Below are 12,563 nucleotides of genomic sequence, written 5' to 3' on the forward strand. Positions count from 1 at the left end.
CCCATCATGACCTCCAACTTGCAAGCCTACCGTGGCAGCTTGCTGCACTTTCTCGCCGATCCAGCGTTCAACGACAACGCGCACGACTGGCACGAGGACGGCCTGCTGATCATCGAAGACGGCAAGGTAAAAGCGGCCGGCGACTACACCGCGCTGCATGCCACGCTGCCACCCGGCGCCGTGGTGCACGACTACAGCGGCAAACTGCTGATGCCCGGCTTTATCGACACCCATCTGCACTATCCGCAGACCGACATGATCGCATCGCCGTCGGAAGGTCTGCTGCCTTGGCTGGAGACTTACACCTTTCCCTCCGAGCGCCAGTTCGAGGACAGCGGTTACGCCGCCAACGTTGCCGACTTCTTCCTCGATGAGCTGCTACGCTGCGGCACCACCACCGCCATGGTCTACTGCACCGTGCACCCGCAATCGGTGGATGCCTTCTTCGCCGCCAGCGAGCAGCGCGGCCTGCGCATGGTCGCCGGCAAGGTGATGATGGACCGGAACTGCCCCGACTTCCTGCGTGACACCGCCGAATCCAGCGCGCGTGACACCGAAGCCCTGATCCAGCGCTGGCACAAGCGCGGCCGCTCGCTGTACGCCATCACGCCGCGCTTCGCCCCCACCTCGACCGAGGAGCAGCTGCGGCTGGCCGGCGAACTGGCGCGCGCCTATCCGGACACCTTCATCCAGACCCACGTTTCGGAAAACGAGGCCGAATGCGCATGGGTGCGCGAGCTGTTTCCCAAGTCGCGCAGCTACATTGACGTCTACGACAGCTACGGCATGATGCGCCCGCGCGCGATGTACGGCCACTGCATCTGGCTCGATGAGCGCGACCGCCAGCGCATGGCCGAAACCCAGTCGGCCGCCGCCATCTGCCCGACCTCCAACCTGTTCCTCGGCAGCGGCCTGTTCGACTTCGAACGCGCCGACGAAGCGGGTGTGCTGCTTTCGCTGGCCACCGACGTCGGCGGCGGTACTTCCTTCTCCATGTTGCAAACGATGAATGAAGCCTATAAAGTAGCGCGCTTGAAGGGCAGTTACCTGCCGGCGCTGCGGATGTTTTATCTCGCCACGCTGGGCGCCGCGCGCAGCATGCAGCTGGAAGGCACGATCGGCAATTTCGCGCAGGGCGCGGAGGCGGACTTCATCGTCATTGATCCGCAAGCCACGCCGCTGCTGCAACGCCGCACCGCGCGCAGCGGCAGCCTGGAGGAACTGCTGTTCGCACTGGCCCTGCTGGGTGACGACCGCGCCATCGCCGCCACCTATGCCGCCGGCCAGCAGGTGCATGTCCGCGAAACGACTTGATAAGGAACCACGCATGAAGAACAACCTCACCGCCATCGCCCTGGCCGCCGCCGTGCTGTGCGCACTGCCATCGGCGCAGGCACGCGACGCCAACGCCAACGAGGAAGCCACCAAACGCCACTTCGCGTCGCTGGTCGCGCCGGGCAAGGCGCCGAAACTGGCCGAGCTGACGATGTTCTTCACCATGATGCCCAAGGGCGGCGACCTGCATCACCACTACTCGGGCGCGATCTACGCCGAGCAGTATCTGGAATGGGTGGACAAGGAGGGTCTGTGCGTGAACAAGACCACCTACACCATCGAAAAGAGCAAGCCTGCCGGCGCATGCGTGTCCGGCCAGGACGTCATGAACGACAACACGCTGCTGGCCAACCTGCTGCAGCGCTGGTCGGACAAGGATTTCTACAATCACGGCGCCGTCCAGTCGCCGCCGGACCGTCAGTTCTTCGACACCTTTGCCTACTTTAACCCGGTCTCCTCGACCAACACCGCCGACGGCCTGCAGCGCCTGAAGCAACGCGCCATCCAGGAAAACCTGAGCTACATCGAAACCATCTTCGAGATCGCGCCGATCGCCAAGGACGAGGACTTCGACAAGAAGGCGCTGGCCGGCGGCGTGACCGAGGCGGACTTCGCCGCGCTCAGCGCCAAGCTGGAAAAGGACCAGGCGTTCCAGGGTTGGATCGCCAGCTATATCGACAACGTCAACAAGTCCGGCGCCGGCATCGACGACGAACAGTTCACGCTGCGCTACCAGCCGTTCGCGCTGCGTTTCCTGTCGCCGTCGCAGGTGTATTCGCAGATCGTGTCGAGCTTCAAGCTGGCCTCCAGCCATCCGAAGATCGTCGGCGTCAACATCGTCGGGCAGGAGAGCGTGAACGTCTCCATGCGCGACTACGCGTTGCACATGCAAATGTTTAAGTTCCTGAAGTCAAAGTATCCGAGCGTGAAACTGGCGCTGCACGCCGGCGAGCTGTCGCTGGGCATGGTGCCGCCGGAAGGCCTGACCTTCCACATCAAGGATGCGATCGACGTGGCCGGCGCCAGCCGCATCGGCCACGGCATGGACATCGCCCACGAGAGCAACCCGCTGGCCATCATGAAAAAAATGCGTGATGCGAGGATTCCGGTCGAGGTAAACCTCAGCAGTAACGACTTTATCCTGGGGATCAAGGAGCAGGCCCACCCGGTCACCCTGTACCGCAAGTATGGCGTGCCGTACGTGCTGTCGACCGACGACGCCGGCGTCTCGCGTAATAATCTGTCCGGCGAGTACGTGCTGTACGCGGCGCGCTACCAGCCCGATTACGCCGAAGTCAAAAAACTGTCATATGACAGCATCCGCTATTCCTTCCTGGCCGACCCCGACAAGCAGCGTCTTTTGAAGGCATTGGACGGCAAGTTCGCCAAATTCGAAGCCGAGATCGCGGCCGCCCAGACCCGGGCCGGGCGCTGAAAAACGGGGCGTTTGTGGCGTGCAATCCACAAACGCCCCGTTTGTTACAAACTCATTTCCCTTCCAGCGCTATCCTACGTGCTGTCATAAAACACAATAATTATCAAAAGCAAGTCTTTTTCTGATAATTGTGTAGCCTCCCCGCGACATAAATCAGAGCCGCCGCTCAGTCTTTTTGTGTATTTGTTAATGAATGGATTTCATACTGGCAACGGTGGCTTATAATTTGGCCCGCCTGTTGTCAGCCTGATATGTGAGTCATGTTTTTGTGACCTGCTTATGACTTATTTATACGTTTATCGTCTTAATGTATAAATTAAATCGTATTTGTCACGTATTTTTCCTTGCTTCATAGTTCACAGAAATGATCCAAAAAGGCAAGATTTTCGCCTTCCCGATGCCCTTGTTGATGTCACGCAGTTGTCATAAACACGTCATGGCCCTGACATATTAGGTCGTTACACTCACCCGCTGCCCTTGGCACGCCGGGATTGGACGCCCAGACCAGTTGCAGCATAAGTAAAAGAGGGAAATACCCGCCACCAGCGGGGTTCCATATAACTATTAGTCTTTTTTGAGGTTATACAATGATCAATCATAAACGGCTCAAGCTGACGCAAATCGCGCTCAGCCTGTCGATCGCGCTAGCGACCGCACCGGCCTTCGCACAGAACACCACCTCGGCAATTGGCGGCCGCATCTCGGCCACCGACGGCAAGCCAGCCGCCGGCGCCACCGTGACCATCACCCACGTGGAATCGGGCACCGTCAGCAACGTCGTCACCGACGCCGAAGGTCGTTATGTTCAGCGCGGTTTGCGCACCGGTGGTCCGTACACGATCACGATCACCAAAGACGGCATTACCGAGAAACGCGAAAACGTCTACATCCAGCTGGCGGAAACCGCCAACGTCGATGCCACCCTCGGCCCTGCCATGCAGTCGGTGACGGTGACCGGCACCGCTGGCGGCCGTTCGGAGCGCTTCTCCAAGTCCAACATGGGCGCCGGCACCAGCATCACCGCCACCGAGCTGGCCATCCAGGGTTCGATCAACCGCAACCTGCAAGACTATGCCCGCGCCGACCCGCGCGTGTCCCAGACCGACAAGGAACGCGGCGAGATGTCGGTGGCCGGCCAGAACTCGCGCTACAACTCGCTGACCATCGACGGCGTGGCCGTGAATGACACCTTCGGCCTGGAGTCGAACGGCAGCCCGACCGCCAAGCAGCCGATCTCGATCGAGGCGATCCAGTCGGTGCAGGTCAACGTGGCCAACTACGACGTCACCCAGAAGGGCTATACCGGCGGCAACATCAACGCCGTCACCAAGTCGGGCACCAACAAGGTCAAGGGCAGCGTCTATTACGTGTTCCGTAACGACAAGCTGGCCGGCGACCGTTACAACGCCACCACCGACACCTACAGCGCACCGGCGCCGTTCAAGGAAACCACCAAGGGCGCCACCGTTGGCGGCCCGCTGATCGAAGACAAGCTGTTCATCTTCGCCGCGTACGAAAAACTGGAATCGACCCGTAACGCGCCGTCGTTCGGCCCGATCGGCAGCCCGTTCACCAACGTCGGCATCAACCAGTCGGCCATCACCGCCGCCCAGGATATCGCCAAGAACACCTATGGCATCAACATCGGCGACTCCAGCCTGACCGCCGGTTCGCAGCTGGTGGTGGATGACAGCCTGGTCAAACTGGACTGGAACATCAACGAAAACCACCGCGCCATGGTGCGCTACTCGAAGACCAAGCAAGCCGAACCGCAATTCAGCGGCATGAGCGCGACCGGCCTGTCGCTGAACTCCGAGTGGTACTCGCAGGGCAAGACCATCGAGACCCTGGTGGGCCAGTGGACCGCCGACTGGACCCCGACCTTCTCGACCGAGTTCAAGGTGTCGTCGCGCGACTATGACAGCGTGCCGACCCTCAATTCCAACCTGCCGCTGATCGCGCTGTCGTTCACCGGCGCCAACGCCCCGGGCACCCCGGCCGCCGTGCCGACCACCGCGCGCAGCCTGTTCTTCGGCACCGATAACAGCCGTCACCGCAACATCCTGGGCACCAAGACCAAGGACGCCTACCTGGGCGCCAACTGGGCCGTGGGTGACCACGAAATCAAGTTCGGCGGCGACTACAGCAAGAACGATGTGTACAACGCCTTCCTGCAAAACATCTGGGGCAACTACACCTTCTCGTGCGTCAACGGCTGGAACTACGCCTTCCTGAATAACGCCCCGCTGGCCGATTGCGGCAAGCTGAGCAACGCCGACATGCAGGCTGCCGTGCTGGAAAACTTCCGCATCGGCCGTCCATCGTCGTACACCGTGCAGATCCCGAATGCAGGCTACTCGCTGGACCAGGCGGTATCGACCTTCAGCATGAAGAATCTGGGCGCCTTCGTGCAGGATACCTGGACCGTCAACAACAACCTGACCGTGAGCTATGGCGTGCGCCTGGACGCCACCCGCATGGGCGACCGTCCGCTGCGTAACGCCGGTGTGGCCAACCCGGTGGGTCCTGACGTCAACGGCCGCCAGACCGGCGGCTTCGGCATCGACAACACCGTCACCTTCGACGGCCAGAACGTCTGGCAGCCGCGTGCCGGCTTCAACTACAAGCTGGACCGCGCACTGCCAACCCAGATCCGCGGCGGCGCCGGCCTGTTCCAGGGCGCGGCAGCGACCGTGTGGCTGTCCAACCCGTTCTCTAACCCTGGCGTGGCCACTTCGAGCATCAGCTGCAACTCGTCGACCCGTGCCTGCCCATCGGTTGGCGGCACCTTCACGCCTGACATCAACAAGCAGCCTACCGTGCTGAGCGGCGGCACCAGCGCGGCGCAGATCAACGTCGACGCCCTGGCCCCTGGCCTGAAGCAGCCATCGGTCTGGAAGTCGAACATTGCGCTGGACGCGGAACTGCCATGGTACGGCATCGTACTGGGCCTGGAAGCGCTGAAGACCGACGTCAAGGACGGCATCTACTACCGCAACCTGAACCTGGGCAAGCCAACCAAGATCGGTTCCGACGGTCGTGAGCTGTACTACACCTCGGGCGGCTACAACACCGCTTGCTGGTCGTCGACCGGCTCGTTCGTGACCACCGGCGCCACCTGCGGCAGCACCGGCACCACGCCTGCACGTAACAAGGCCGGCAGCAACGCCGCCTACAACAACGTGCTGGTGGCTACCGGCACCAAGCTGGGCGGCAGCAAGCAGCTTACCGCCTCGCTGAGCCGTCCAATGACCAACGGCCTGCAATGGTCGGTGGCGTACACCTACACCGAAGCGCGCGAAGTGTCGCCACTGACCTCGTCGACTTCGAGCTCGAACTTCTCGGGCCGTTCGGTATTCAACCCGAACGAGGAAGTGAGCGCCAACTCGAGCTACCTGGTGAAAGACCGTGTCAGCGCGCTGGTGAACTTCCAGAAGCGTTTCTTCGGTTCGTACAAAACCACCTTCGGCATGTTCTACGAAGGCCGTACCGGCAAGCCGTACAGCTGGACCATCAACAATGACTTGAACGGCGACTCGCTGTCCGGCAATGACCTGATGTACATCCCTTCGGCGCCAGGTTCGGGCCAGGTGGTGTTCGCCGGCGACACCGCCACCAACCACGCCAACGAAGACAAGTTCTGGTCCATCGTCAACGCCAACCCAGCGCTGAAGAAAGCCGCTGGCGGCGTGGTGGGTCGCAACACCGACTTCTCGCCATGGACCAACACCTTCGACCTGCGCCTGTCCCAGGAAATTCCTGGCATCTTCAAAGGTCATAAGGCTTCGTTCACCCTGGATATCTTCAACTTCGGCAACCTGCTGAACAAGAAGTGGGGCCGTATCAACGAAGTGGGCTTCCAGGCAGCTGGCGCCCAGGCACGCAGCTTCGTTGATTACGTTGGTCTGGATGCTAGCGGCAAGTACATCTACAAGGTGCGCGATGCTGTGGAAGCGCTGGATGTGCGCCAGGTCAAGGGCGAATCGCAGTGGGCAGTGCAGGCGACCGTCAAGTACGAATTCTAAGCGCGTCTGTAACGTAGTGATTCAAAACGGCTGGTGGCAACATCAGCCGTTTTTTTATTTGTACAATACGCGACTATGAATAAATACCTGAGCCTGGTGGTGGTGGCGGCGCTGGCCGGCTGCGCATCGCGGCAACCCTTGCCCCCACAGGACGTGACCGAAATCCAGTTGGTCGCGTTGAACGATTTCCACGGCAATCTGGAGGCCAGCAAGTACACGCTGGACAGCGCCGCCGGCGGCGGCGAACGCGTGATCCGGGCCGGCGGCATCGACACGTTGGGCGCGGCGCTGCAGGCCTGGCGCAAGCAGGACCCGGAACTGCTGCTGGTCGGCGCCGGTGATCTGATCGGCGCCAGTCCCGCCATCTCGGCCATGTGGGCCGACGAACCGACCATCGGCGCCATGAACCTGCTTGGCTTGCGCGCCACCTCGGTCGGCAATCATGAATTCGACCAGGGCCGCATGGAACTGCTGCGCCAGCAGAAGGGCGGCTGCGTCTCGCCGCGCGCCGACAAGGCCTGCAAGTTCGCCGGCACCTATGAAGGCGCGCAGTTCCAGTACCTGGCCGCCAACGTGATTGACATGGTGACGCGCAAGCCGGTGCTGCCCGCGTATAAGATCGAAACCGCGCATGGCGTGAAGGTAGGCCTGATCGGCACCGTGCTGCGCGAGACCGCCGAATCGGCGCTGGCCTCCGGCATCGCCGGCCTGGAATTTGTCGATGAGGCGGACGCCATCAACCGCCAGCTGCCGGAACTGCGCCAGCAGGGCGTGGGCGTGTTCGTGGTGCTGATCCACCAGGGCGGCCGCACCACCGATAAATTCGACCAGCAGGATTGCGCCAACCTCAAAGGCCCGATCGTGGACGTGGTCAAGCGCCTCGATCCGGCGATCAAACTGGTGATCAGCGGCCACTCGCACCAGGGCTATCTGTGCAAGGTCGACGGGCGGCTGGTCACGCAGGCCGACATGGGCGGCCACGTGATGAGCCGCATCCGCCTGACGGTCGACAACAACACCAACAGCGTGCGCGACGTCGCCGCGCGGCAGGAGGTCATGATGCCCGGCGCCTGGCCGGCCGATCCTGCGCTGGAAGCCTATCTGAAGCAGGCGCGCGCGCGCAGTACCGCCGCGCTGGCGCAACCGATCGCCGCGCTGGCCGTGCCCAGCGTGAAGCGCGAAGCGGACCACGCGCGCGAATCGGCGCTGGGCGATCTGGTGGCCGATTCCATGCTGTACGCGGGCCGCGCCTACGGAGCGCAGATCGCGCTGCAGAATGCGGGCGGCATCCGCCAGGACCTGGAATCCGGCCCGGGCAACCGCGTCACGCTGGGCCACGCCATGGCCGTTCTGCCGTTCGGGAATGCGCTGGTGGTGATGAATCTGCGCGGCGCGCAGATCGTCGAACTGCTGGAAGAACAATGGCTGGGCGGGCGCGATGTCAAGCGTGGCTTGCTGCAGGTGTCGGAGGGCTTCAGCTACGCGTGGGACGCGAGCCGGCCCGAAGGCCGCAGGATCGTGCCGGGCAGCGTCAAGCTGAATGGCACGCCGCTGCAAATGGACAGCTCGTACCGCGTGGTCACGAACAACTTCCTGGCCGAGGGCGGCGATGGCTTCCCGACCTTCACCAAGGGCAGCGGCCGCGCGCCGACCAACGTGCGCGATATCGACGCGCTGACCAATTACCTGATTAAGCGCGAACAGGAACAACGTCCCGCCGGCGCGGCCGCGCCTGGGACGCGTTACCAGCGCGTGGAATAAACCAAGGAGTCTTCATGCGTAAGATATTACTTTCCGCCCTGGTCGCGGCGGCCGTGCTGGCGGCGCCGGCGCGCGCCGAGTTTTCGATTCCCGGCTATGAGCTGGTGCAGACCGCGCCGGTCGAAACGCCGCTGCACAGCGATGACCTGCGCAGCGCCGCGCAGGTGTGGTCCGAGTTGTTCGACAACGCCAAAAGCGAAATCGTCATCGGCCAGTTCTACGCCGTGGTCAAGCCGGGCAGCGTGTTTGAAAAGGTGGTGGAGCGGCTGGAGGCCGCCGGCAAGCGTGGCGTGAAGATCCGCTTCCTGCTCGACCAGAAAGGCGTGGGCCTGTCGGAGCAGCCGACCCTCGATCGCCTGAAGGCGATTCCGAATCTGGAATTGCGCGTTTTGGATTTCAACAAGCTGACCGGCAACGGCATCATCCACGCCAAGTACCTGGTGGTGGATGGCGCGACCGCCTACGTCGGCAGCCAGAACTTCGACTGGCGCTCGTTTGAACACATCCACGAAACCGGCTTGCGCATCACCGATCCGAAAGTGGTGGCGCAGGTGCTGGCCATCTTCAACCAGGACTGGCGCGCGCAGGCCCTGACCTCGCAGGGCCAGATCGCACCGGTGCTGAACGCGCGCACCGCGCTGGCGGACATTCATCAAGACGCCTTCCTGCTGTCCAGCCCCAACCAGTACAACCCGGCCGGCGTCGGCGATTCGGAAACCGGCCTGCCGGCGCTGCTGGCGGAAGCCCGGAGCGAGGTCCGTATCCAGCTGCTCGACTACGCGCCGCTGAGCTACGGGCCGAAAGGCACCCGACCTTACTACGCCGTGATCGACAACGCGGTGCGCGCGGCGGCCCAGCGTGGCGTGAAGATCAAGCTGATGGTCTCCAACTGGAACCTTGAGCAACCAGCGCAGGCCTACCTGAAAAGCCTGGCCGTGCTGCCCAACGTGGAGATCCGCGTGGTGACGCTGCCGGTGGCCTCGAGCGGCTTCATTCCGTTCGCGCGCGTCATCCACAGCAAGACCATGGTGATCGACAACCAGATCGCGTGGGTCGGCACCAGCAACTGGAGCGGCGGCTACTTCGACCTGTCGCGCAACCTGGAAGTGGTGATGCGCAACGAGAAAATGGCGCAGCGCCTCGCGGCCTTGCAGGAGCAGACGTGGCGCTCGTCGTACGCGCAAGTCCTCGACATCAACAAGCAATATCCCAAGCCGTCGAAAGGCAGTCCCGAATGAAGAAACTCGCATGCATCCTGGCGCTGGGCAGCGCCTTCGTATCGCTGAACGCCCACGCATGGGGCAACGACGGCCACCGGGCGGTGGGCGCGATCGCCGATCAACTGATCAAGGGCAGCAACGCCGAGAAGCAGGTGCAAGCCTTGCTGCTGCCGGGCGAGAACCTGGCCAGGATCGCCACCTGGGCGGACTGCGTGAAAGGCACTTACTGCGGTCCGCAAACCGAGGAGATGGTGGCCTACACCACCGCCAATCCGCTGCACGCCGAGTACCACTACACCGACGTGCCGTACCAGTTGCCGCATTACGAAGACCACGGCGTCGGCACCACCGATCACGATATCGTGCAGACGCTCAAGCAATGCATCGCCGTGCTGCAAGGGAAGGGCGACGCGCGCACCAACCCGCACAACTTCACGCCGCGCCAGGCGTTGTTGATACTGACGCACCTGAGCGGCGACATCGCACAGCCGCTGCACGTGGGCGAAGGCTACGTCGGCAAGCGTGGTGGCTTTGTGGTGCCAACGCAGCGGCAGCTGGACGACAAGGAAGCCTTTGCCACGCAGGGCGGCAACAACCTGCTGCTGGACGATGCCAAACTGGTGGCCAGCAGCTCGCGCCTGATCCCGGCCGACGACAAGCCAGCCACGCCACAAGCCACGCGCGCCTTCCATTCGTACTGGGACACCACGGTGGTGAACTACGCCTTCCGCCGCATCGGCGCGCGCACGCCGGAGCAGTTCGCGCAGATGGTGATCGCGGAGCATCCGATCGTGGCCGCCAGCAGCGGCGATCCGCTCACCTGGCCGTATCAGTGGGCCGATCAGACCCTGACGGTGGCCAAGCTGGCCTATGCCGACGCGGTGCCCGGCAAGATGGGGCAGCAGACCAGCAAGACCACCGGCGAGTTGTACAACGTGTGGCCGCTCACCGTGCCGGACGATTATCCGGTGCCATCGTCGGCCGCCGCCAAGGCGCAGCTGACCACCGGCGGCTATCGCCTGGCGGCGGTGCTGCAGGCGATCTGGCCGTAACCCGCCGCGCTATTTCCCGGTCAAAGGATTGAACCAGAGTTCGCTGCGCGACAGTGGCGTCTCTGGCGTCAGGTGAGGATTCTCGATCCGCAGCACGCGCCGGTTCTGCAACGCGCCGGCCTTGATGCTTTCGCCCTTGTACTGCTGGAACAGGGCGTTCAGCGAGCCGTCCCTGATCATGATCTCCATGCCATCCGCGATGCGCCGCGCCAGCAGCTTGCCCTCCGGGTCGCGCCGCGTGAAGAAGTACAGCGGCAGCGGATAATGCAGCAGCAAGGTCGGTTCGATCACCATGTGCGGATAGGCTTTGCGGCGCTCGCGGAATTCGCGCTGCGCCTCGTCGATCCCGCGCGAGAAGAAATCGAAGCGTCCGGCCTCCAGCATCGCGAACAGGCCAGGGTAGCTGGTGCCTTCGATGACCTCGATGCCTGCATTGTTCAGGATGGGCACATCGATCCAGTCCTTGCCTTGGCCGACACGCAGCTTGCGCAGGTCATCGAGCTTGCGCACGGCGGCAAAGCGCGGCAGGTCGGCATCGCGCACCAGGAACAGGCGGTAGCCCAGCAAGCCGCGGTCGATCGGCACGCGCACCGGAACGAATTGCCGCTCCAGTTCCACCGAGGTGGCGCGGGCGAACACGTTGATGCGGCCGCCCGGCATCAGCAATTCCTGCGCCACGCGCTGCGAGGACATGGGGTGGGTGGACTGGTGCAACTCGAACGGACCGTAACGCGGCTCGGTCTTCTGCAGCGCCACGCGCAGCACCGCCCAGTCGTACTCGTAGCGGCTGTCCACGTCATCGAGGCTGGTGAGCGGGTAGACCACGCGCGTGGTCGCGCCGGCATAACAGGCGGCCGCCAGGCACATTGCGGTCAGCAGCATGCGGCATGCGGTGCGCGCGCTAAATACATCCAATGTCGTCATCCGGCTAGTTTGCCACATCCAGCGCCTAAGCCCTAGTGATGGCGATCCCCATGTCGCGATAGGGCGCGATCAGCGATTCCGGAATATCCGCGTTCACCACGATGGCGCTCACCTGCGACAATGGGGCGATCTGGTAGGGCGAGGCGGTGTTGAGTTTTTCGGGCGAGGCCAGTACCACGGTGCGCTGTGCCATGTTGCTGATGGCGCGCTTGACGCCGGCCTCGTCGAAGTCGCCGGTGCTGATGCCGGTTTCCGGATGCAGGCTGCACACGCCCATGAAGTAGATGTCGGTGCGGATCTGCGCGATGGCTTCCAGCGCGCCGGGACCCATGGCCACGATGGAGTGCTTGAACAGGCGGCCGCCGATCAGGATCACCTCAACGTGCGCGTGCTGCGTCAGCTCCACCGCCACCGAAGGGCTGTGCGTGACCACCGTGCAGCGCAAGTCGGACGGCAGGGCGCGCGCCAGTTGCACGGCGGTGGTGCCGCCGTCGATGAACACCACTTGTCCCGGCGCGATCATGGCTGCGGCCGCGCGCGCGATGGCGGGCTTGGCGTCGCTGGAAATCCGCTGGCGCTCGGCGAAGTTGCCCAGCGCCGGCGAGGTGGGCAGGGCGCCGCCATGGACGCGCTTCAGCAAACCTTCGCTGGCCAGTTCGCGCAGGTCGCGGCGGATGGTGTCCTCGGACAGGCCCAGTTCCTCGCTGAGGGACCTGGCGACGATTTGCCCGTCCTGGTGCAGGCGGGCCAGCAGCAGTTCTTTGCGTTGGCGTGTCAGCATATGCATGAATTTTCTTGATATTGCACGATA

8 protein-coding genes are annotated in these 12,563 nt (G+C 63.1%); 6 read left to right on the forward strand and 2 right to left on the reverse strand.

Annotation, left to right across the window (positions count from 1 at the left end):
• Positions 1 to 6: 6 nt before the first annotated feature.
• From guaD to FHW83_RS10290, 6 genes are all read left to right on the forward strand, one after another.
• A complete protein-coding gene (gene guaD / locus FHW83_RS10265) occupies positions 7 to 1,314 on the forward strand; it encodes a guanine deaminase (RefSeq protein ID WP_176646264.1) in 1,308 nt (435 codons plus the stop codon).
• 13 nt (positions 1,315 to 1,327) lie between these two features.
• On the forward strand, positions 1,328 to 2,770 hold the full coding sequence (locus tag FHW83_RS10270) for an adenosine deaminase (protein ID WP_176646265.1): 1,443 nt from the start codon (positions 1,328 to 1,330) through the stop codon (positions 2,768 to 2,770).
• Between the two features lie 587 nt (positions 2,771 to 3,357).
• Complete coding sequence (locus FHW83_RS10275; RefSeq protein WP_176646266.1) at positions 3,358 to 6,795, forward strand: TonB-dependent receptor; 3,438 nt, start codon at positions 3,358 to 3,360, stop codon at positions 6,793 to 6,795.
• Positions 6,796 to 6,870: 75 nt separating this feature from the next.
• Entirely contained in the window at positions 6,871 to 8,556 is a 1,686-nt protein-coding gene (locus tag FHW83_RS10280; RefSeq protein ID WP_176646267.1) for a bifunctional UDP-sugar hydrolase/5'-nucleotidase, read from the forward strand.
• Between the two features lie 14 nt (positions 8,557 to 8,570).
• Positions 8,571 to 9,794 carry a phospholipase D-like domain-containing protein gene (locus tag FHW83_RS10285; protein WP_176646268.1) on the forward strand — a complete coding sequence of 408 codons (1,224 nt, stop codon included), beginning with the start codon at positions 8,571 to 8,573 and terminating at the stop codon, positions 9,792 to 9,794.
• A complete protein-coding gene (locus tag FHW83_RS10290; RefSeq protein WP_176646269.1) occupies positions 9,791 to 10,828 on the forward strand; it encodes a S1/P1 nuclease in 1,038 nt (345 codons plus the stop codon). The genes FHW83_RS10285 and FHW83_RS10290 overlap by 4 nt, the downstream gene beginning before the upstream one ends.
• Before the next feature lie 9 nt (positions 10,829 to 10,837).
• Here the strand turns inward: FHW83_RS10290 and FHW83_RS10295 are convergent, their stop codons facing one another.
• Positions 10,838 to 11,710 carry an ABC transporter substrate-binding protein gene (locus FHW83_RS10295; protein WP_176646270.1) on the reverse strand — a complete coding sequence of 291 codons (873 nt, stop codon included), beginning with the start codon at positions 11,708 to 11,710 and terminating at the stop codon, positions 10,838 to 10,840.
• A 67-nt stretch (positions 11,711 to 11,777) separates the two neighbouring features.
• On the reverse strand, positions 11,778 to 12,533 hold the full coding sequence (locus FHW83_RS10300; RefSeq protein ID WP_176646592.1) for a DeoR/GlpR family DNA-binding transcription regulator: 756 nt from the start codon (positions 12,531 to 12,533) through the stop codon (positions 11,778 to 11,780).
• Positions 12,534 to 12,563: the final 30 nt, after the last annotated feature.

The sequence above is a fragment of the Duganella sp. SG902 genome, assembly GCF_013376005.1.
Lineage (GTDB): Bacteria > Pseudomonadota > Gammaproteobacteria > Burkholderiales > Burkholderiaceae_D > Rugamonas.